Genomic DNA, 21,412 nt, shown 5'->3' on the forward strand with positions numbered 1-21,412 from the left:
ATATTTGTTTATACGTTGTAACATCAGGAAGCTGCCGTCCTAAATAAGGCTTTCTGCCGTTTGCCCATGTGCAAAGGGTCTGTACTATTTCATTGATGCGAAAGCGAGTCTCATTTCACACTTCTCACATCCAATTTAGGGAGGTCGAGTGGTGTGCACGATTACATCAAAGAGAGAACAATCAAGATTGGTAAGTATATCGTGGAGACGAAGAAAACTGTTCGTGTAATTGCGAAGGAGTTTGGCGTGTCCAAAAGTACTGTCCATAAAGATTTAACAGAACGACTGCCAGAAATTAATCCGGATCTCGCAAATGAAGTCAAAACCATACTTGATTACCATAAATCAATCCGGCATCTACGAGGTGGAGAGGCAACCAAGCAAAAGTACAAAAAAGAAGAGCTCCACAGCTAACCAAAATACGCCAAGCCCCAGAATGATGGGTCATGCTTGGTGTGTTTTTATGTTTGTGGGTGGATGTTTGGTTTGCCTGCTGAATTTTTGGTGAAGTTCAGCTGTTAAAATTTGTACGGAATTAGACTGCTGATTATTCCCGTTTTTTTAGCAGAAGAATAATGAGGGGAAATCAGCAGGTGAATATCCTTTGAAATTCAGCAGCTAATTTCACGAAGCATTTCACCTGTCAAAAAACAGCTAATATTCAACAGCTGAATTCCCCGAAACATTCAGCAACTGAATAAAAACATCAACATCCCCCATTAAAAATTAACACTCCTGTAACATCCCCACCTAAACCACCTATCTATTTCCAATTAAATAACAATCTCAATACATTTTTTTGACAAATACCATCTCACTTCGACATATTTATGGTAAAATAATTAATTAGGTGAAAGTTCTGCCTTAACGTTAAAACGTAATGACATACTAGTGAAATCATAGATGAATGAAGTTCATGAATTTGTAGGAGAAGAAGGGAGAAACACAAGATGTTTGCGAAAGATATTGGGATTGACCTTGGTACGGCTAATGTATTAATTCATGTAAAAGGAAAGGGAATCGTCTTGAATGAGCCATCGGTTGTGGCGCTGGATAAGAATACTGGTAAGGTATTGGCTGTTGGAGAAGAAGCGCGCCGCATGGTCGGACGTACTCCAGGGAATATCGTGGCGACCCGCCCGTTAAAAGACGGAGTCATCGCCGACTTTGATGTAACAGAAGCAATGTTGAAGCATTTCATTAATAAGTTAAATGTAAAGGGTTTCCTTTCGAAGCCACGCATCTTGATCTGCTGTCCTACAAACATCACGAGCGTTGAGCAAAAGGCGATCAGGGAAGCGGCTGAAAAGAGCGGCGGGAAGAAGATTTACCTGGAAGAAGAGCCTAAAGTAGCGGCAATCGGTGCCGGCATGGATATCTTCAATCCAACGGGTAATATGGTCGTGGACATCGGTGGAGGAACGACGGATGTAGCGGTTCTTTCCATGGGTGACATCGTAACAAGTCAGTCCATCAAAATGGCCGGGGATAAATTTGATCACGAAATTCTGAATTATATTAAAAAAGAGTACAAGCTTCTGATCGGGGAGCGTACGGCTGAAGATATCAAGGTGAACATCGGAACGGTATTCTCTGAGACGCTTGATGAAGACCGCAGGGAAATGAGCATCCGCGGCCGTGACATGGTATCGGGTCTGCCTCGTACCATCACTGTGACGTCCAAAGAAATCGAAGGGGCGCTTCGTGAATCAGTGGCGGTCATCGTACAGGCAGCGAAGAATGTACTTGAGAAGACTCCACCTGAATTATCAGCGGATATCATTGACCGCGGAGTCATTTTAACAGGCGGTGGGGCGCTACTTCATGGAATGGATACCCTTCTTGCAGAAGAATTGAAAGTCCCTGTATTGATTGCGGAGAACCCGATGGATTGTGTAGCCGTGGGAACTGGTTTGATGCTCGAGAATATCGATAAAATTTCAAGAAGAAGAATCGGGTAAAACGATTGCAACATTGATCCGATATAACCGTTAAGAGGTGAAAGTAGATGTTTAGAGGATTTTATACAGTAGCATCCGGCATGCTTTCTCAACAGAGGAAGACCGAGATGTTGACGAACAATATGTCCAATAGCAACACACCGGGTTATAAGGCGGATCAGGCTTCGATGCGGGCGTTTCCGGAAATGCTGATGGACCGGGTGGATTCAACTTCGATTCCTACTGAGAAAACGTTAACTCTTCCGTTTAACCAAAGAGTGGGGAAACTGAATACAGGTGTTTACATGCAGGAAACGATTCCTTCCTTTATTCAAGGTGACCTTCAGGAAACCGGGCGCGGCTTGGATGTGGCCCTGTTGGATGGTTCTATGCCGGTGGACAGAGAGACAGGAATCCGGGGATCGGTGTTCCTGACGGTGGAAGGACCGGATGGAAGTCCCCGCTATACGCGTAACGGAAATCTGACGGTGAACGGAAACGGCTTCCTCACGACGAACAGCGGTTTTTATATTTTGGATGACAATGGTGACAGGATCCAACTAGATAGTGATCAGTTCACGGTTGGAGAGAACGGTCAGATTGTAGTGGACGGGAACGCTGTCGCTACATTGGGAGTGGGATACTCGAATAATCCGAATCTGCTGGTTAAGCAGGGAGACGGTCTGTTTGCCACAGAAGGCAATGTGGCTCTACCTGATGCCTATGACGAGGACAACGTTTCTTTTGACACGAAGCAGGGCTTTCTGGAGCGGTCCAATGTCGACGCTTCACGGACGATGACAGACATGATGTCGGCTTACAGGGCATTTGAAGCCAACCAGAAGGTTCTTCAAGCCTATGACCGCAGCATGGAAAAGGCGGCCAATGAAATCGGCCGTGTCAATGGATAGCAAGTATTGTAAATGAATTTCGCCACTGAATACCTTATAATAGGGGAGAACGTGTCATGAATCGAACGATGATTACAGCAACCAACACATTAGGCCAGTTGCAGAAACAAATGGATATGATTGGTCATAATCTTTCGAACGCAGATACAAACGGATATAAGCGCCGGGATGCCTCGTTTTCCGAGATGCTCGTCCAGCAGGTGAAAAATCAGGGTGTAGATAAGTTTGAAGCAGGCAGGCTCACCCCTCTTGGAGTCCGGGAAGGGAACGGGGCCAAGCTATCGCAGTCCCAACTCATTTTGAATCAGGGATCGTTGAAAGCGACAGGCCGTGCGTTGGATTTTGCATTGACCAGTGATCGCCAGTTTTTTAAAGTCCTATCTCAGGAAGACGGCTCGAGTGCCGTCCGCTACACGAGGGACGGAGCATTCTTCGTCAGTCCGACCGGGAATGGGGAATCGATCCTCGTGAACGGAAGCGGCTTGCCGATCCTGGATGAAAATGATAACGTTATGACGTTCTCAGAAGATGCTTCTGCCTTTGAATTGGGCGATAATGGGGTTCTCACAGTCAGGGATTCCCGCGGAGCGGAAGAACAGTTCAATCTGGGCGTTGTGACAATCGAAAAGTCTCAGTTCCTTCAGCAGTTTGGAGGCAATCTGTTAGGGTTAGCCGAGAACCTAAATGAACTGGGCGTGACGGAAGATGAAGTACTGACGAACGTAACTGGAGGAGAACGGACTGCTATATCCATGGTCCAGAATTCATTAGAAGGATCGAATGTGGATATCAGTAAGGAAATGACGGACATGCTGAATGTCCAACGATCATATCAATTTCAGGCGCGCTCGATCTCCCTTGCAGATCAGATGATGGGCCTTGTAAATGGGATACGCTAAAAGGAGTTAAATGCTATGAGTGAAAAAGAGCTACTGCAAGAAAAAGCGACAAGAGAATCAGTAAAAGCAGAAAAGAAGGCAAAGCAAAAGGACGAATCCAAGCCGTCACGCTGGGTGCGAGTTCGCATGCTCCCAATCTGGCTCAGAATCCTTCTGTTCATCCTCCTACTTGCAGGAAGTCTCGCACTGGGTGCCGTCATCGGCTTCGCAGGCATCGGCAACGGCAACGCAGCCGACGTCTTTAAAGCCGAAACCTGGCAGCATATCATTGATATCGTAGTGAAGAAATAATTTTGAGGGACGGACCTCGAATTAATTAGCTTTATTCGCAAGAAATCCTGCTATGACGGGATTCTGCTGTGGAGGGAGCTTGAAATTCGAGGTCCGTCCCTCTTTTTAATCGTGGACATTGCGGCGAAGAGCAGTGGGGAGGGACGGACCTCGAGATTGAGTCCTTTTTGGATGAAGATTACTGATATACAGGGATTCTCTTGGAGTATTGTGCCTGTTTTCGAGGTCCGTCCCTCCTTGCTATTCTTACCCTTGTTTCTGTACAATAAGGTGTACATACATATTGGTAGGAGGAGTTATAGATGCTTGATATTAATGAGATTAAAGAGATTATTCCCCATCGTTATCCGTTTTTGCTGGTTGACCGGATTTTAGAGGTGGAGGAAGGCAAGAAGGCGATCGGGATTAAGAATGTGACGGCGAATGAGGAATTTTTCAATGGTCACTTCCCGGGTTATCCTGTGATGCCCGGCGTGTTGATCGTCGAGGCACTGGCTCAGGTCGGAGCTGTAGCGATGCTGAAGGTGGAGGATAACCGCGGACGTCTGGCCTTCTTCACTGGCATCGACAAATGCCGTTTCAAGCGTCAAGTGAAGCCAGGGGACCAGCTCCGCTTGGAAGTGGAAATGATCCGCTTTAAAGGGCCGATCGGCAAAGGAAAAGGTGTTGCAACGGTTGATGGCGAAGTGGCTTGTGAATTAGAGATGATGTTTGCTCTTGGAGATAAGCAGGAATAGAATCATGCTTACGAAACCGGATCTGATAAGGTCCGGTTTTCTTATGTTCAAAACCATCCCACTCTAACAGTCCCTATTTTTAACATCCCAAATAATTTCTCCCCCATGCAAGTAAATTCAATTTCCGGGAAAGCTAACAAAAGACCAACGTAACGGTCTTACACTAATTGAACATACAGAAAGGAGTCATACATCATGAGCAAAAAGTTATTATCGATCCTTGGTGGGTCAGCACTTGCTGCTTTCCTTCTTGTAGGATGTAACGCCAACCAGGAGCCTCCTCCGGAAGACGAAGCGCCAATGGAAGAGAACGACAACATGGATGAAAATGACGACATGAACGACAACGGGGACATGAATGAAGAGAACTACCCTGAGTCTGAAGACAAAAACGTCGAAGGCGACAAAGATGCGGCGAAGGATAAAAACACGCCTGAGGAAGACGCTGTAGAAGATGATATTGATATGAAGGATAAAGATAATAAGGACGAGTAAGAATAGGAAGCAGAGGTGACGGAAGGTCGCCTCTGCTTTTTTCCTGATATTTGCAGTAGTTTACGCATTACTGTAAAATATAATAGTATAATATATTTTAGAAGGTTTACCATATTTTTCTCGTGTTCATATTCTACATATCATCAAATGGTTATGTTATAGTAAAAATAATATCGCGTATAGGATACTGATTAGGGGGTACTTTACATACATGTTAAAAAACTTATCATCGGGTACAAAAATAAGTATTACCCGTTCAATAAAAACCTCATTCGAACAATACATGGCTTCGATTCAGTGGCAGGAAGATAAATTCGATATCCAGGACTTCATCTCTAGTTGGCGTACATACATAAATGAACATGCTTCCTGGTACAAGAATCTCAGTGATGAGACTAAAAATGATGATGAATTCCATCAAGAATTAGCACTAAAGATCAATGAAACGATGGAAAAAATTCTATCGGAAGAACCGACATCAGAACAAATTGACATGCTGGAAAACTTACAGAAGCAATCTGGTACGGACTATGATTATTCTTGTAAGTTGGAAGCTAAATATTTGATTGATCGATTAGAAGGAAATCATTAATAAGCTATTTAAATACAATGATTAAGAAAACCCCTTTCTCTTATGGAAAAAGGGGTTTTTAGTATATTCTTTTTGCTTCAATAATGTATCTCTCACTCGAACTTCCATAAATGTTAAAAGGATAACACGTAGAAAGCGTAAGGATTTCTTGAGGGGAGGTATGTCTGATAACAGTGGTATCATGTTCATCAACAATAAACGAGTTGAAAATTTCATATGAGTAAGTTCCGGAGTGCATCTTAATTGAAAGAAGGTCTCCTGATTTGAGGTCTCCTATATTCCTAAAGACAGTATCTCTATGACCAGCCAGGAATATTTGATCTTTTTCTTGTGGAAGAGAGGTGGAAGAATAATGACCGACGCCCTTCTTAAGTTCTTTCCCATCCGTTCCTTCTATAATGGGTACCTCCCTTTCTAAACGGGGAATGGATAATAGCCCAATCACATCACCTTTTTTAAAATTGTATTCGATTGGTACTTCTGAAGTAGTCGAAACGGGGTGAATTCGTTCTGGAGGGGGCTGTAAAATAGATGTCTTTGCTATATCCATTGCTCTACTTTCTTCTCTCGCATGGCTATTTATTTGGTAGAGTGAATAAAAGACACAAGTCAAACCAGCAATTAAAATAAGCATTCCTCCTACAAAAAAATAGCTTTTAATCATGGAGATTCCTCCTTTTAAATTGGACAAAAGAAAGAAATTCAATAAATTCTTCTTTAGTTAAACCTTGGGAAATCGCTCTATTAAGAGGCTCAATCCATTCCTCGTCTAATTGTATTTTATTCTTATCCGATGAAAGAATATTTTCTAGAGAAGTGTCTAATGTAAGGGCAATTTTTTTTAAAATTTTTATTGAAGGATTTTTTTGGATACCTCTTTCTATAGAACTAATATAAGACTTTGATACATTTGAGTAATGAGCAAGTTCATTTATTGTATACCCTTTTTCTTCCCTTAAGCTTTTAATTTTATCACCTACCATGTCTCCCGCACTCCTTTACTATTCATTATATAGAACGATTTGTTTTTTATAAAGTAAGGAAAAGGTTGTTTTTTGAAGATATTGAGAGGAAAGAGGGATCTTGGTATTGTTTTATAGGAAATTTAGATGTATTTAAAGATTTTCATTTCAAACAAAAGATCATATAATGGATTTTAAGTTCATTAAAAAGAACAACTTAACAATGAAAAACCATTCGTTGAGTGTAGGGGATGAAAAAAAGATGAATCTAAAAAAAGTAGTCATTATATTCTTATTCCTATTTTTGATCTCAAGCATGGTAAATAAAACTTATGCAGATGAAGAAAACCTCATTTTAATTCCAAATGAAAAGTATTTATTTAAAATTTCAAATATGAAGCCAGGTGACTGGGCTGAAAGAAGTTTGAAAATAAAAAATGGAGGGGGAGAAGATTTTCATTATTCAATCAAAGTCAATAACAAACAATCAGATAAGAAGCTTTTTAACGAGTTAGAATTGAAAGTTTACGCAGGAAACAATTCTATAAAGATCTTTGATGATAAATTAAAGAATTTCAAAGGTTTCAAGCCAAAAGAATTAGAAAGCGAAAAAACTGAATCCCTCCAATTTAAAGTGATAATGCCATATGAATTAGGAAATGATTTTCAAAGAACCTCAGCTTTTTTTGAAATTATAATTACAGTAGTGCCTTCAGACGGAAATACACTACCTGATGACCCCAAAGATACAATCAACAATCCTCTTACACCTGTGAACTCTGACCTTAAGAATATTCCATCAATACCAGTTGAATCTCAAGGACCCAAGCTCCCTAACACCTCTACAAATCTTTACTTTTTATTAATGTTGGGCTCACTTTTAACTACAGTGGGGTTCATAATTATTTATCTAAATAAACGTCTATTAAGGAAAAAAGAATAATAAATATATAGGAAGGGGGGATGAAATGTATAAAAAGGTTTGTAGACGTTGCACAAGACCTTCTTATAGTAGCACGGAAACTGGTGAATGGGTATGTCCAACCTGTAAGAATGATTTATCGAACCAACCGTTCTATAATGCTAGTAATTACCAGAATATTAATGGAAAAGTCCTGCCTCTTAAGAAAAAACTAGAAAGCTATAAAAATAGTATCATTTAATAGCTTTTTCGACATAATCAAACATGCATTTTTAATAAACCAGTAGCTAATACACCTCTATTTGTTGTAATATGGGATAATATGTAAAAATATAGTGTATATTAAATTGACAGAATAGACAAAAAACAACACGTGGTCATATGATTTGGTAGTATAATCGAAGTAGTTCGAAGGGAAGAGTCAGATAAAGGCAAACTTATTGAAAGATGAGGACGCAAAGTCACAGGTCTAAGGTTTAAAAGTAAGCATATCTTAATTAGCATCTTGAATAGGGTGAACAGAAACTGAAGGATGAAGAAGGTGTGGTTATTTGAAAACTAAGATGGCTGGATTGCCTGGAATACATACCTGTATTTTGGGAGGGAATTTATGTTGACAAATCGTGAACTTGATCTCGAATGGATGGAACTTATTAAACAAGCACTGGACGCTGGAATTTCTAAAAAAGAAATTAGGGAATTTCTTCACAGTCAATCCCAGGAAATGAAAGCCGAGTACAAAGTGATTTAATATAAATAAAGTCTTGCGAGTTCTATCGCAAGACTTTATTTATTGCCTAATTTCCATTTATTGAACTCAATGAACTCCCGGAATTGCTCCTTGGAAATACCTGAATCCATTGCTTCTTCAGCGATCTTTAGCCACTCATGATCTATATTCTGTTCTTCAGGTTGATCATATAATAGTGCATCCAGAGGAATGCCTAAAGCAGTAGAAACCTTTTCAAGGAATTGAATAGAAGGGTTTTGTTGAAGGTTACGTTCAATTGAACTTAAGTATGACTTTGCCACTCCTGCTTTTTCAGCAAGCTCGGTCATCGACATCCTTTTTTCTTGCCTGTATTTTTTAACTCTCTCTCCAATCATTTGGGACACCTACCTTGAACTTCTTATAAGAAGTCACCATATTAATTCCAATTATATCATAAAATTCACAATGAAAATTCCTTCATCTTGCATCATTAAACGCTTGGCCGTGCCGTAGCAGGAATCCTCGGCTTCGACACCATCTTTTCGCGGAACTCTCGAACCAATTCATCCCCGGAATATCCCTTTTGCACTAAGTCATCAAGCAATATTTCCGCATACTCATTCCGCTGTTTCTTCAATTTTCCCTCGAACATAATGCTAATGTGCTCATCCATTTCTTTAATACAGCGGATGGATGTCATGAAAGCGGCCGGATCATTGGCTTCATGGGAAATCACGACCTGAATCTCCAAATCTTCCTTACTTTGCTGGGCCTTTTGAAAGAACTCGATGTATTCATTCGACAAATACGTTTCGACAAGCCACGTTTTTTGTCCGTCTTCTTTATTGATAATCAGACCGTCCACAAGCTCAAAGTCACGCAGTTCATCATTCTCCACAACTTGCAGTGAAATCACTTTAAAGGTTTTCATGAACGAACATCTCCCATTTAAAGGTTTTATCAAATTATATCACAGGGCGAAATGTTTCCCTAATACAATCGCTGATGAAAAAAAGGACGAAAGTTGTAATTTTGTGTATTTTTGTTCGTTTTTGATCAAATGTCACCAAATCTCCCTAGGGGAATTTCCGAAATTCAAGCCCTTTTTGCCTCGAATTTCGGAAATTCACGATTTTACAAGATTTGCATAGTGGTTGTAAGATGAAAACAGCTTAAGAGAAAGGAGGAGTGAGATTGATCAACCAAGTGACCCTGGTGGGAAGGCTGACCAAAGATCCCGAAGCAAGAAAAACAATGGAAGGAAAATCTGTACTTAGTGTCACGATCGCCATGAAAAGGCCATTTAAAAATCAGCAAGGGCAAGTTGACGCGGATTTCGTGCTCTGTACGATATGGGATCGTGCCGCCGAAAACACGGAAAAATACTGCAGGAAAGGATCAGTCGTTGGAGTGACGGGGAGGATCCAGACCCGCTATTTTGATAATGATCAGGGAAAACGAACGTATATTACGGAAGTCATCGCTGAAAATGTGCGCTTCCTGGACAGTAAGTCGTCCACAACAATTTCTTCAAAATCGAGTAAGAAAGAGCCAATTGAATTACCATTTTAACATGATAAAAAAGGAGAGGGAGTCGTGACCACACTGCAAGATCTTGAACAAAGAATCGATCGATTGGAAAAAATGACGGAGGATCTCATTAAAAAAGTAGCAAAACTCAATGTCGAACATTTCTACCTATCACAACGTGTAACAGCCCTTGAACAAGGGTACGAATACCCTACGATGAAAACCTCATCTTAAGCCTCAACCCAGAATTCATTCCATACGCATGATCCAACCTATAAGCAATGTCTCAAATTCCAACGGTCACCGCAAGATGCCTCTGTAGTGCCTCATTAGACATAAACATGTGTAGCAAGTGAGCAAGTGATTTATTCCCCTTATTATCTTCATGTTGAGCCGGTTTCCTTTTGGGGAGGCTGGTGTTTTTTTAGGTTGAGTGGTTTTTACAATTATATTTGTAAAATGACGTGAGATTAATAGAATAAGTAGGTTTGGACAGGTTTTGGTGTAAAATGAGACAGAATTGAGAGAAACTTGGCAGCTGGGAGAGTGAATTCCCCGTTTGAACCGGTTTATGCATGGATATTATGATCAGATTGGGCTGTGTGAGTGAGGGAAGGGGTCGTTCTGAAAATAATTGCGTCATTTTAAAGGGTGATTGCGTCATTTTAAAGGGTGATTGCGTCATTTTAAAATTAATTGCGTCATTTATTTATTAATTGCGTATTTCTCCAAATATATCCATTACTCAAGCGGAAACCAACAAAAAACCTCTTCCCCAAAAAGGAAAGAGGCAAATCCTACTACTCCAACACCAACAAAGATTCCAAATCCTGATCCGACAATTCCGTCACCCACTGATCGCTGCGGATGATCTCATCGTTCAGAGCCTGCTTTTTCATCAGCATGGCATCGATTTTTTCTTCAAGCGTACCTGATGATACGAGCTTATGCACGTGTACGAATCGTTTCTGTCCGATCCTGTAGGCACGGTCCGTCGCCTGGTTTTCAACGGCGGGATTCCACCAGCGGTCGTAGTGGACGACGTGATTGGCGGCAGTCAAATTCAATCCGGTACCGCCGGCTTTCAGTGATAGCAGGAAGACAGGGAACTCACCGTTCTGGAATTTCTCCACAAGTTCATCCCGTTTACCTTTCGCCATGCTACCGTTCAAGAACGGCACCTTCACATTGAACTCTTCCTTCATCACTTCCTGAATCATTTCACCCATGGAAATATATTGAGTGAAGATCAGGCAGGCCTCTCCCGATTCAAGAGCGGTTTCCACAATATCCTTCAGCTTCTGCATTTTTTCAGAGCGGGACAGGATCGATTTTGGATCCGGTTCCTTCAGATAGAGAGCAGGGTGATTGCATAATTGCTTCAGCTGATTCAGCATCTGCAGGATCAGACCTTTGCGCTCAAATCCGCTCAAAGTCTCGATTTTCGCAAGAGTGTCTTTCACGAGCTGCTCATAAAGTGCCGCCTGCTCAGCCGTCAAATGACAATACTCTTTCTGCTCGAGTTTTTCAGGAAGATTCAACTCGACTTCAGGGTCTTTCTTCGTTCGACGCAATAAGAAAGGCTTAATCTTGGCCTGAAGCTCTTTGACCTTTGCTTCGTCCTCGTCTTTTTCGATGGGAGCGATGTAATTTTTCTGATACTGTGTGAAACCACCGAGATAGCCGTGGTTCAGGAAGTCAAAGATGGACCAGAGTTCCGATAGACGGTTTTCCATCGGGGTCCCCGTTAACGCAATATGATGCTTACCCTTCAGCTTGCGGATCGCCCGGGATTGCTTCGTATTGGCATTCTTGATATTCTGCGCCTCATCAAGGGAAATCGAGGTCCATTCGACAAGCGACAGCTCATCGAAATCAATATGAGACAAGCCGTATGAAGTGAGCACCACATCGACATCCTTAATAGTAGAAGCGAAGTCCTCGCCTTTCGCACGGGTCGGTCCATAATGAAGGTGAACCTTCAAATCCGGTGCGAACTTCTCCAACTCGCGCTGCCAGTTTCCGAGCACTGAGGTTGGAGCGATGATCAGAGAAGGTGTCTCCGGTTTCTCGGTTTTCTTCACATGTTGCAGATACGTGATCAGCTGAACCGTTTTTCCGAGACCCATGTCATCGGCCAGACATGCACCGAATCCAAATTTCCGTAAAAAGAGCATCCAGCTCATCCCAAGCTGCTGATAAGGACGGAGCTCGCCGATAAAATCATCAGGCGTTTCCGTCAGCGGAATTGATGACACATTTGTCAGTTGATGGATCATTTTTTTCATCGATCGGTTGAGTTCCAGCTGAATGCGGGCGTATTTATATGGATCATGCTCGTCGTCATCAGGATCCAACTCTGACTCATCTCCATCCCGTGGGACCAGTTCCTGCTCCAGCATATCCTGAATTGAGATTCCTTCAGCCTTCGCTTTCGTCATCATCTGCTGAATACGGCGGATCATGGCAGGGTCGAGCTTCATCCACTGACCTCGGATTTTCACCAAGCGACGTTGATCGTCCACAAGTTGATTAAAGTCATCTTCCGATAAATTGACGCCGTTCATGGACAAGCGCCAGTCGAAATCGAGCATGGCGTTCAATCCGACGAAAGAAGGGCGGTAGCTGGTGTCGGTATTCTTGAGCTTGGCTTTCACCAGTACCTGTGCGTCCTTCATCGCTTCCCACCAGGATGGGAGGAGGATTTCGATATCCAGGTCGATGAGCTTCTCGCTCAGAACGGATAGAAAATCCCATGCATCGTGCTCACCGAGGGCCGTCCGCAGGGAACCGTCCGTGTCACGGAGAATCGGCATCATCTTCATCCAGCGTTCCTGTTCTTCCGAAACGTCGGAGAGATGCTTTTTCCAGGAAGGAGGGACCGTGTCCTCAGTCAGGGATATGATTCGACTCGCTTTCTTTCTGTCCCGCAATACCGTTTCAAGCTCCCAGGACTGATCCTCGTCGAGGGGTTCCGTTATGCGGAGCCCGATGGAGAACGGCAGCTCTTCATCGCCGCCTGAAATCCACTCACTCCACCGTCTCTCATCAAAGTAAGCATCCAACTCCTCTGAAGTCAGCGTACTCTCCTTCAGCTTCTGGATCCGCTTCATCGCACTCGATCCGCCAGACGCCATCGCCTCATTCAACGCACCCTGAAACCAGGATTCGGTCAATGATTTGAGGGACGGACCTCCACCGGGGAGCTCTTCCTCCCAGAATTCGTCGTTAAAGTTCGACCAGACTTCATCCGGAATATGGAACTGCAGTCCTTTTTCCTGCCATTCCTCGAATCGCGGGAGCCAGCGTCCGGCTTCTACCGATTCGTAGATGACCGGGGCGATGGCGATGCACGCCTGCCCGGTTTCATCCCAGTCCCACTGGATCATGCCGCTGAAGTGCTCACCTGCAAGTAAGGTCAGGAATTGCCACTGGGTGACGGGAATCCCGCCATCAGTTTCCTCAAGCAGGGTCCCATAATAGCTTTCTTCATGCCAAAGAAACAGCTGGCCCTTCCAATCCTTTGGAGGGAGAAGCTCTCCTTTGTCGTTTTCCGCAGTGATGAAGAAACGGTCTTCGTATTCAGTTGTATGGACATTAATCTTGACGGAAGACAGTTTAAGCATCGATTAACTTACCCTTTCTGCACTCCTCCTGGAACGCACGTAATCGCTTGTATTTGTCGAGGATATAGGTGAGATAGACGTCCCACTTATCCGTTTTCTTCGTTTTTTTATAAATCGTCCGGATTTTCTTCATATAACGGACAGCCAGCTTGTAGCTGTCGCGGTTTTTCTGGTCGATTGCTGTAATGACGCCGGTGTAATAGATGGGAAGGGCTAATTCAGGCGCTTCCTTCGTCACGTCGCGGAGGCCCATGCCTTCCATTTCACCGATGCTATAGTTCATATATCTCTGAAGCTCGACCCACTCACGATAGGCCTTCGCGCTGATCAAGTACTCATTGTACGAAAAGAAGCTGTACGGCAACATGGAGAGCAGGAGCTCATTCACGAGGGCGCTGTCCTTTTCCATGAGCCAATCCATCGGCAATATCCGTACGAACCAGCGGACGAACCGGGTTGCCTCATAATAATCCAGGGTCCCGAGGTGATCCGGCATCCTTGAGAGGATATTCCGGACCAGGAAGAAGCCGACTTCGTAACGCTTTCCGACAAAAAATTTACGGAGCCAGAATTCACTAAAAGCAACGAGTTCTGTCCCGAGCTCATCTACCACTTCAATTGCTTTATTCAGATCCTCCAGAAGGAGATATTGATGTAGGAGGGCAACGTTGTAAAAGGTTGTATCCTCATTGTCCGTCTCTTCCAATCGCGCCACTTCTTCACGGCGCCACGATTTCTGCTTGAACAGGTAGTACCAGAGGAAGCGGTACACTTCCGCCTTCATCATCGTACTGTTCTCAGTGGAATCGCTCATCTCGATCGTCTTCTTTTTCAAAAAAGCAATATACGGATCGAAGCTGAACGGCATGGCGTGGATGGACAGCTTCTCCACAGCATCTTCCATTTCGCCTAACAGGAAATCATACATGCTATATTGTTCCCGGCTCAGCTCGACGTTCCTTTTTTTCAAATAAAGATCGATGTGAATCGATAGATAAAGGGTAGCGAAAAGCTGATAAAGGGGCTTCCATTCCCGTTCGAAGGGAGCTTCCTTCATAAATCGCTTCGTAATATTCTGCACGAGGACATCCATTAAATAGGGCTGTCTTTCAAGTAACTCCAAATCTTCATTTTTCAAAAGGGAGTCAAAGAACTGCCACCATTCTTCCGGTGTGTTGCCCCGTGTTTTCCGTTCATTTAATAGATCACTGGCTTTCTTCAGGTTGCCGTGCTTCTTCATGAGATCATCCAGTGATTGCTCCTGTTGAGTGGCAGGCTGTGACTGACTCCGCCAATTCTGTATCCACTCACTGACCCGGCCGACCTTGTTATAGAGCATAAAGAAGGTCGCCATCTGATGCCGGCACCATTGATTCTGTGGGCACGAGCACTTGCTTAACAAGGGAAATAACAAGTTAAGCTCAAGGGTCACAGGCGTCACATCCTGCACCTCCGCCGACACTTCATCATCCCGGACCTTCACATTCGAAACCAGATTCTGACGGAACAAAAGAAGGCCCTTCGACACGACGTTTTTGCTCTCATCCAGATTCGGGTCCAGCTCACCCTGTATCGACTGACTCATGGGAAGCAACTTATCCTTCAACTCCTGAATACGAATCGACATCAACCAACCTCTCCAATCTATAAAATCGCATTCTTTTATTATAACGCAAAAGGAGGGGGAAAAGGAACATGTGGTGGGGGAAGTGGTGGAAAGGAGGGTGGGGAGTTTGTCGAATGGTGTGAGGAGGTGGTGCCTGGCACGGTTGGTCATGTTGGTGCCAGGCACCGTGGGGAGGGGAGGGCGAGTCGATAATACATCCGGCTAGTCGCTGATCAATATCGTATTGATCACGCAAAAGTGTCGTATCTTCCTTCATACGCTGTGAGGTGAATTGAAAATAAACCTAATGTCCCCACAACAAAACCTACACAATCCCCAGCTTACTCCTCCACATGCACATAAAACGTCTCACCATCATACACATTCACGCTCTTCAACCCCACTTTGTCACCGTTTCTCCAATAAAAATCTTTATTTTCCGGAAAACGTAGCACTTGGTCATCACGCGTCGCCACCATTACTGGATTTTTGGAGGTCCGTCCCTCAATTTTCACCTTAAATCCCTTACCACGATAATATTCCTTTCCGTCCACGTACCAGGTAGCGAACTTACCAGTCGTTAATGAAAATCCCATATACGAAGATATCACCTTCGGAATGTCTATATTCTCAATTAACCCCACCGGTTTCCCCGGCCCATAAGCATAAAGGAAAACATCTTCACCGGTGTGACCATGGGTAGTAAATCCGAGGTTTGCCCGCTTTGCCATCAGCCTCACCATTTCACTCTCGAGATCCTCGACACTTTTGGCATCTTCCATCGCACAATACTCTTTGCTGCTCAGGTTCCCCAACCCATAGCTTGAAAGAACCTCTTTTAAATTAGTCCGATTCTTTTTAAGCTGGGAGGTCGCGCCCTTAACAGTCAGTTTGGCTTTCTTCAATGGCTCAATGAACTTCTCGGCAGGCAGATTTTTATAATCCCCATTCGTTCCCTGATTCCCGAGGGTCAAACCGCTGTTTCCGTGATCCGTCACGGCAACGACCAAGGTATTCCGGTCTTTACGGGCAAAGTCGAGTGCTTCTCCCACTGCATCGTCAAAGCTCAACACCTCACTGATCATCCCGACAGGATCGTTTTTATGAGCGGCCCAGTCCACCTTGCTTCCTTCGACCATGAGGAAGAACCCTTTTTCCCCTTGAGAAAGCCGGTTAATGGCAACGCTTGTCATCTCCGCCAGAGAAGGTTCATCAGGCTTTAACGTCTCACGGTCAAATTCATAAGAAATGTCTTCGTCCGCAAAGACTCCCCACAGTTTAGAGGATTGTGCTTTTCTAAGAAGTCCGTCCCTCCTCAGGGCCATGTCATAGCCGGACGACGAGATCACTTTAACCAGGTTTTCCCCGTCTTCCCGGCTGACTTCCTTCGTTTTCAGCATGCCGTCGTCGTCTTTTGCGTGGTCTTTGGATTGTGGTTTGAGCCACGCAGCACCGCCTCCCAACACCACGTCCAGACCCTGGTACACCTGCTGCTCACCGATATCCCCGAATTCATCCCGGTTCAAGGTGTGGGAGGTGAAGGCGGCAGGGGTGGCGTGCTGGACAGGGGAGGTCGCCACGATGCCGGTCCGGTAGCCTGACAGTTTTGCCCCTTCAAGGACGGTGAGAGCGGGGCGTCCATCAGGGTTCATTGCGATGAAATCCGCTTTGGTTTTCACACCCGTCGCCATGGCCGATCCGGCTGCAGCGGAATCAGTGATTGCCGATTGGGCGGAGTATGTCCGGACGCCGCCAGTCAGAATCTTATCCAGTTGGAGGTCCGTCCCTCGATACCAGCGGGAGAGGGTTAGGATGTCGGAGTTGGTACCGTCCATGATAAGGAGGATGACGTTTTTGTGGGGTTGGGCGGCGAATATGCAGGTGGAGGGCAGGGTGAAGGAGAGTAGGGATAGGAGGATGGTTAGGGTGGTTAGGCGTTTGAGTGTTTTCATGGCGGGTTGAGCGCTCCTTTTTTTGAGTGTTAAAAGTTAGTATTTGTTGGTTGGGGAGGAGTATGTATGTAAAAGGGGTTTTCTGCGTGTTTTCAGCTGTTGTACAATGAAAATAAAAAGGTTTGTGAAAGAACGTGTTTAAAAAGAATTTCATGATTATTTTTTCGATGGTGGTTGTCGTGACGATTTTAATGGTCTCGCAAGCTCCTTTAGAGGTCTTAGGCTTGGTGGCCTTGGCGCTCGGAGTCCTGGTGCTCCCAGGTATGAGGAATATATTATTAAAATACGGTCCCCGTAAAGTGAGGGCAGCGCTTTATACATCGATCGGCTTTACTATTGGATTATTCGTCTTTTACTTTTTCGTTTCTCTTTTTGATGGAGATGGGTATAGTATCGATTTCCTTTCGATGCTGATGATCCTTCTATTTAGTCTGCTGGGGAATTTTTTGTATGGTATACCTGCTTCAATCGTAGCGGAAGCGATAGCAATGAGGTTTATGGGAAATCGACTTTGGGTGTCTGGTCTTATACATATTGGATTTGGGGCAGTGACGTATTTTTATCATCCCGGCATTTCTGCAGCTGCAGTGTGCTGTTCGATCCTATTCTTTATAATGGATGAAAGAATTAGAAGAAATCATTGAAAATACAAAAAAACCAAGAATGTAGTGACAGCTCATTCTTGGTTTTTTGTATTATTTCCGTTCCAAAATCCCCAACAATAAATTCTCAAGAATCGTCGGTCGATTAAATTTCTTCAAATCTCTCAGCTTCACCTTATCCCAATCGAGGGCCGTGATGAACGCAGCGCCTTTTTGTAACGCGGGAATGTCGTCAGGATATACGATATAGTATTCCCCAGCCTTCACTCCGGATGTGATCTGCTGCTGTCCGTCGACTGCAAGTCCGGTTTCCACTTTGCGTTTTTCGACGGTGCCTTTTGAAGTCAGGATCCACATATATTTTGATTTTCCATCTTTCTCAACTGCCGTTACTGGAACGACAAACGCACCCTTTACTTCTTCCGTGATGATAGATAAGAAGACGTGATGTCCTGGGAGCAACTCGTTCTCTGTGTCCTGAAGCTTGATTTCTACAGGGTACATGCTGTCTGTTTGGATGTGAGGATCATTTTTAGGCAGGGTGGCCACTTTGGTGACCGTACCTTTTTGGGTCTTTTTCTCAACATCCGATTGGACGGTTGCGTTCATGTTTTCATCGACTGTCGTAATTTCTTTTTCCGTAAGGTCCGTTGTGACGATGGTGGACTGAGATGCAATCGTGATTAAAGGATTCTCGACGGCATGTGAAAGGTCTTTGATGGTTCCGTCCACGCTGCTTTGCACGGTCAGGGTCGTTTCGTAGGATTCAATATCCTTAATTTGACGTTCCAGATTATCGATCTGACTCTCCAGGCGGTCGATTTCCAGTTCCTTGTCGGCAATCTCTTTCTTTAGGTCATATTCCGATTGAAGGGCGCTAGCGTCGATGGGAATTTCTTTGTCGTCGCTAGAGTCCGATGGAAGGGAAGATTCCAGTCGTTTCAAATCTGAAATATTGTCTTCGATGCTCTCAATTTCATCTTCCAGCTGATCGGCCTCTGATTCCAGGACGCTTTTTTGCTGGGTTTGATCGGTTACTTCATATTCATAAAGAGGGGTCCCGGATTTAATTTGATCTCCTTCTTTGACGAGGAACTTTTTGAATGAACCGAATTCGTCATTGAAATAGAGGTAGCTTTCTTCTTCTGATGCAACCACACCTGCTTTTGGCAGTTCTTTTGCCAGGTCCCCTTTGTTGACGGGTTCCCATTCGGCGACGCGGACTTCCCGGTCGACCTTGCTGTCCGCCTTTTCGATGAGATATGTATTGGCACCTATAAAAAGGAGCGACACGGTGAGGGTGGTATAGAATAGGGTTCGTTTATGCATGTTTGTTCACAGCCTTTAGATAGTTAGATTAATGTAGATAAATCAAGGTATGCCAGGAATGCAGTAACACTCCAGAATAGTAGATTCGTTAACAGAATAACGAGCCAGATGAGCCAGTTTTTTTGCAGGGTAAGTCGTTTGACTCCTTTATATTGGATATAAAAGACCCATATCTTAAACAAGGAGAAACTGCCAAGTAAATAGATGAACAACGGTTTACTTGTTATGTATTGTGTGATGACTCCGAGTGATAGAGGGGACGAGAACCAATCAAGTGAAAGAAAAAGTGACAATGGAATGTAGGTTAGTCTTTCAATTAATAAGATGAGTAAGACCAAACATTGGGTGATGACAAGCTTACGATATTCCCCTTCGTCTGAAATGGTCCAGAAAATCAGGGCCGGTACGAAAAGGATGATGGCCGCATATAATAGACCCGAGATGATTCTTCCTAATAGAAACAAGAACTTCTCCATCTCGTATGTTACTGGTGTGAGGGTGGTGAGTTCCTTTGATAGAGGATCCATTCCGATTCCCAATGAGGAGACGAGTCCAAAGACGATGGTGGATAATAGGAAAACCAGGATTACTTTTTGCTTATATCCTTTTAATACTTCCGTTTCCTTCAATTGATAAAAGAAGTAGGATGGTTGTCTCAATCCCCGGATGAGTTTAACTTCTTTATGCATAAATGGTTGCCTCCAACTAGTTTAGATTCCTTCTCCTATTCTATCGAAAAACCACGAAACTTTCCATAAATTGTAGAATGAAAGTTAATAAAATTAAAAAAGCGTCACAAGACGCTTTTTACATGTTGTAGGTTAAGAAAGTAGTTCCTGCTACTAGTGCAATGGTAAATACAAATAAGCCTATGTACATCCACATTTTACGAGCTTTCTTTTTCTCTACTATTTCTTCGGGTGTCAAAAACGACAAAACAATCCCTCCTTGGTTTGGCAACTGGCTGGCATGAGTAGCCCCTATAGTTTTGCGTCATCACCTTTCGATGATTTTGCCTTTGATCAGTCCATACCACTATTATATCGGTAAGAGTAGAGAGAGATTGAATAGGTAAATAGTCATTTTTCAAGAGTATTCTTAATAAATTTTATCTTCCAATCAGTGGGTTTTTCTGGTAATATAGCATAAAATTGATGTTTGAAAACCCGTCTAATAGTGTAATAAAGTGATATAAACTGTTTAATGATGTAGGAGGTTGTCATTTTTGAAGAGAAATGAGAGCAATGACCAGCATATTCTGAACCTTATCCAAAAAGCTTTCGACAAAGGTCAACAAGGAAACATGGACACCAACACAATGATCCACTGGCTCAAACAAGAACTACAATCAGGATATACCATAGATTCAAACCAAAAAGCGCTCTAGACCCCGAAATCAGGGATCTAAGCGCTTTTTTTGAGGGACGGACCTCTATCTCAAAGCTAAAAAGGAACCAAATCCTTGATTTAACAAGGCTTCGGTTCCTGAAATGGAGGTCCGTCCCTCTACCAGTCCTTCATCGTTTGGTAGAGGTGGTAGACCTGAGAAGTGAATTTCTCTTTGCGTTTTTCTGTGAAGTAGGAGAGGGATGACAGGGTTCGCTTGAGTTTTGGGTAATCTTGAAGGATTTTCATGATTTCTCTTGTCTCATCGTCTTCGAAGTGTTCACGCAGGATCATGGGATCGTGACTTTGTCCGAGGCTGTCGCTCTTCTCACCGTACATGATCCTGTTCATTTCGTGGGTCGGGATTTTATAGACTTCTTTAAAGGTAAGGAGCATCTTGTAGGGGATGTCTCTTGTGCCATTTTCATAATTTGATAGCGTGCTTTGGTTGATATTTAAACGAAGGGCGGCTTCTCTCTGGGTAAGTTCTAGTACGTCATTGCGGTAATGTTGTAGCTCTACATGTAAATCCATTGTTTTCACCGACTATCCCTTTTTTCTTCAAGATAAAGGTTTTGTGTGCAGGTATTAGAAAATTACACGTTTTGAAATACTTATTTTGATTACGAATATAAATAAATTGGAAAAAGTATACAAAATTACAGCAAATCGTATTAAAATGTAAATATAATTGTAATTTTGTCGATTTGGGGGTAAAGGTGGAGATGGAATGGGGGAAAGAAAAAAGGGGAGAATCGGACTTCTGACCATAAGGGGAGAAAAGAAACAGGTCACATGGGTCCGTTTTAAATCAAACTCATCCTTAGTACTCAGCACAAAATATAGTGGGAATCATCTATTAATCTACTACAAAAAGGACAACTACTAAAATCTTGAGGGACGGACCTCTACCCGATTCA

General features: G+C 43.5%; 26 protein-coding genes and 2 riboswitches. Of the genes, 15 read left to right on the top strand and 11 right to left on the bottom strand.

The genetic code is table 11. The annotated features are described in order from the left end of the window. Positions 1-153: 153 nt before the first annotated feature. From spoIIID to SLH55_RS11505, 8 genes are all read left to right on the top strand, one after another. Complete coding sequence (gene spoIIID / locus SLH55_RS11470) at positions 154-414, top strand: sporulation transcriptional regulator SpoIIID (protein ID WP_034765200.1); 261 nt, start codon at positions 154-156, stop codon at positions 412-414. Positions 415-950: 536 nt separating this feature from the next. After that, positions 951-1,961 (top strand): rod shape-determining protein, encoded by a 1,011-nt coding sequence (locus SLH55_RS11475; protein WP_034765201.1) that lies wholly within the window; start codon positions 951-953, stop codon positions 1,959-1,961. A 47-nt stretch (positions 1,962-2,008) separates the two neighbouring features. Then, positions 2,009-2,851, top strand: a complete 843-nt coding sequence (locus tag SLH55_RS11480; RefSeq protein WP_320323430.1) for a flagellar hook-basal body protein — start codon at positions 2,009-2,011, stop codon at positions 2,849-2,851. Positions 2,852-2,907: 56 nt separating this feature from the next. Continuing rightward, on the top strand, positions 2,908-3,750 hold the full coding sequence (locus SLH55_RS11485; protein ID WP_320323431.1) for a flagellar hook-basal body protein: 843 nt from the start codon (positions 2,908-2,910) through the stop codon (positions 3,748-3,750). Between the two features lie 15 nt (positions 3,751-3,765). Beyond that, on the top strand, positions 3,766-4,041 hold the full coding sequence (locus tag SLH55_RS11490) for a DNA-directed RNA polymerase subunit beta (RefSeq protein ID WP_219165449.1): 276 nt from the start codon (positions 3,766-3,768) through the stop codon (positions 4,039-4,041). A 302-nt stretch (positions 4,042-4,343) separates the two neighbouring features. Further along, complete coding sequence (gene fabZ, locus SLH55_RS11495) at positions 4,344-4,778, top strand: 3-hydroxyacyl-ACP dehydratase FabZ (RefSeq protein ID WP_138781100.1); 435 nt, start codon at positions 4,344-4,346, stop codon at positions 4,776-4,778. Between the two features lie 195 nt (positions 4,779-4,973). Beyond that, positions 4,974-5,273, top strand: coding sequence for a hypothetical protein (locus tag SLH55_RS11500; protein ID WP_320323432.1), 300 nt, complete (start codon positions 4,974-4,976; stop codon positions 5,271-5,273). Positions 5,274-5,484: 211 nt separating this feature from the next. After that, entirely contained in the window at positions 5,485-5,865 is a 381-nt protein-coding gene (locus SLH55_RS11505; RefSeq protein ID WP_320323433.1) for a hypothetical protein, read from the top strand. Between the two features lie 58 nt (positions 5,866-5,923). On the opposite strand, the gene SLH55_RS11510 is transcribed toward SLH55_RS11505, so the two are convergent. Then, entirely contained in the window at positions 5,924-6,529 is a 606-nt protein-coding gene (locus tag SLH55_RS11510; protein WP_320323434.1) for a class D sortase, read from the bottom strand. Next, positions 6,522-6,848 (bottom strand): helix-turn-helix domain-containing protein, encoded by a 327-nt coding sequence (locus SLH55_RS11515; protein WP_320323435.1) that lies wholly within the window; start codon positions 6,846-6,848, stop codon positions 6,522-6,524. The genes SLH55_RS11510 and SLH55_RS11515 overlap by 8 nt, the downstream gene beginning before the upstream one ends. Before the next feature lie 166 nt (positions 6,849-7,014). Between SLH55_RS11515 and SLH55_RS11520 the strand changes: the two genes are divergently transcribed. Both SLH55_RS11520 and SLH55_RS11525 read left to right on the top strand, forming a co-directional pair. Continuing rightward, positions 7,015-7,770 carry a hypothetical protein gene (locus SLH55_RS11520; protein WP_320323436.1) on the top strand — a complete coding sequence of 252 codons (756 nt, stop codon included), beginning with the start codon at positions 7,015-7,017 and terminating at the stop codon, positions 7,768-7,770. A 399-nt stretch (positions 7,771-8,169) separates the two neighbouring features. Continuing rightward, positions 8,170-8,329, top strand: a riboswitch (cyclic di-GMP riboswitch). 30 nt (positions 8,330-8,359) lie between these two features. Further along, positions 8,360-8,500 carry an anti-repressor SinI family protein gene (locus tag SLH55_RS11525; protein ID WP_320323437.1) on the top strand — a complete coding sequence of 47 codons (141 nt, stop codon included), beginning with the start codon at positions 8,360-8,362 and terminating at the stop codon, positions 8,498-8,500. A gap of 35 nt (positions 8,501-8,535) precedes the next feature. Here the strand turns inward: SLH55_RS11525 and SLH55_RS11530 are convergent, their stop codons facing one another. After that, complete coding sequence (locus SLH55_RS11530) at positions 8,536-8,856, bottom strand: helix-turn-helix domain-containing protein (RefSeq protein WP_320323438.1); 321 nt, start codon at positions 8,854-8,856, stop codon at positions 8,536-8,538. Positions 8,857-8,951: 95 nt separating this feature from the next. After that, entirely contained in the window at positions 8,952-9,392 is a 441-nt protein-coding gene (locus tag SLH55_RS11535) for a YwpF-like family protein (RefSeq protein ID WP_320323439.1), read from the bottom strand. 263 nt (positions 9,393-9,655) lie between these two features. Between SLH55_RS11535 and ssb the strand changes: the two genes are divergently transcribed. Together ssb and SLH55_RS11545 are read left to right on the top strand one after the other, a co-directional pair. Continuing rightward, the gene (ssb, locus tag SLH55_RS11540; RefSeq protein ID WP_320323440.1) at positions 9,656-10,033 is read left to right on the top strand and encodes a single-stranded DNA-binding protein; all 378 of its coding nucleotides are present in this window, start codon (positions 9,656-9,658) and stop codon (positions 10,031-10,033) included. Positions 10,034-10,057: 24 nt separating this feature from the next. Next, positions 10,058-10,225, top strand: a complete 168-nt coding sequence (locus SLH55_RS11545) for a hypothetical protein (RefSeq protein WP_226675602.1) — start codon at positions 10,058-10,060, stop codon at positions 10,223-10,225. Positions 10,226-10,791: 566 nt separating this feature from the next. Here SLH55_RS11545 and SLH55_RS11550 read toward each other — a convergent pair. The 3 genes from SLH55_RS11550 to SLH55_RS11560 form a co-directional block, all read right to left on the bottom strand. Then, on the bottom strand, positions 10,792-13,617 hold the full coding sequence (locus SLH55_RS11550) for a DEAD/DEAH box helicase (RefSeq protein ID WP_320323441.1): 2,826 nt from the start codon (positions 13,615-13,617) through the stop codon (positions 10,792-10,794). Continuing rightward, the gene (locus SLH55_RS11555) at positions 13,610-15,244 is read right to left on the bottom strand and encodes a hypothetical protein (RefSeq protein ID WP_320323442.1); all 1,635 of its coding nucleotides are present in this window, start codon (positions 15,242-15,244) and stop codon (positions 13,610-13,612) included. Before SLH55_RS11555 ends, SLH55_RS11550 begins: the two co-directional genes overlap by 8 nt. A gap of 320 nt (positions 15,245-15,564) precedes the next feature. Continuing rightward, positions 15,565-17,175 (bottom strand): alkaline phosphatase, encoded by a 1,611-nt coding sequence (locus tag SLH55_RS11560; protein ID WP_320323443.1) that lies wholly within the window; start codon positions 17,173-17,175, stop codon positions 15,565-15,567. Positions 17,176-17,354: 179 nt separating this feature from the next. On the opposite strand from SLH55_RS11560, the gene SLH55_RS11565 reads away from it, so the two are divergent. Next, positions 17,355-17,819: a hypothetical protein gene (locus tag SLH55_RS11565; RefSeq protein WP_320323444.1), complete on the top strand. Its 465-nt coding sequence runs from the start codon at positions 17,355-17,357 to the stop codon at positions 17,817-17,819. A 51-nt stretch (positions 17,820-17,870) separates the two neighbouring features. Here SLH55_RS11565 and SLH55_RS11570 read toward each other — a convergent pair whose 3' ends face one another. The 3 genes from SLH55_RS11570 to SLH55_RS11580 form a co-directional block, all read right to left on the bottom strand. After that, positions 17,871-19,106, bottom strand: a complete 1,236-nt coding sequence (locus SLH55_RS11570) for an efflux RND transporter periplasmic adaptor subunit (protein WP_320323445.1) — start codon at positions 19,104-19,106, stop codon at positions 17,871-17,873. 23 nt (positions 19,107-19,129) lie between these two features. Beyond that, positions 19,130-19,795, bottom strand: coding sequence for a hypothetical protein (locus SLH55_RS11575; RefSeq protein WP_320323446.1), 666 nt, complete (start codon positions 19,793-19,795; stop codon positions 19,130-19,132). 118 nt (positions 19,796-19,913) lie between these two features. Next, a complete protein-coding gene (locus tag SLH55_RS11580) occupies positions 19,914-20,042 on the bottom strand; it encodes a hypothetical protein (RefSeq protein WP_320323447.1) in 129 nt (42 codons plus the stop codon). 16 nt (positions 20,043-20,058) lie between these two features. After that, positions 20,059-20,133: riboswitch (cyclic di-GMP riboswitch) on the bottom strand. Between the two features lie 198 nt (positions 20,134-20,331). Between SLH55_RS11580 and SLH55_RS11585 the strand changes: the two genes are divergently transcribed. After that, positions 20,332-20,493: a hypothetical protein gene (locus SLH55_RS11585; RefSeq protein WP_320323448.1), complete on the top strand. Its 162-nt coding sequence runs from the start codon at positions 20,332-20,334 to the stop codon at positions 20,491-20,493. 119 nt (positions 20,494-20,612) lie between these two features. On the opposite strand, the gene SLH55_RS11590 is transcribed toward SLH55_RS11585, so the two are convergent. Continuing rightward, complete coding sequence (locus tag SLH55_RS11590) at positions 20,613-21,026, bottom strand: helix-turn-helix transcriptional regulator (RefSeq protein ID WP_320323511.1); 414 nt, start codon at positions 21,024-21,026, stop codon at positions 20,613-20,615. Positions 21,027-21,222: 196 nt separating this feature from the next. On the opposite strand from SLH55_RS11590, the gene SLH55_RS11595 reads away from it, so the two are divergent. Further along, a complete protein-coding gene (locus SLH55_RS11595) occupies positions 21,223-21,381 on the top strand; it encodes a hypothetical protein (RefSeq protein WP_320323449.1) in 159 nt (52 codons plus the stop codon). Positions 21,382-21,412 lie beyond the last annotated feature (31 nt).

Source organism: Rossellomorea sp. YZS02 (genome assembly GCF_033963925.1).
GTDB lineage: Bacteria > Bacillota > Bacilli > Bacillales > Bacillaceae_B > Rossellomorea.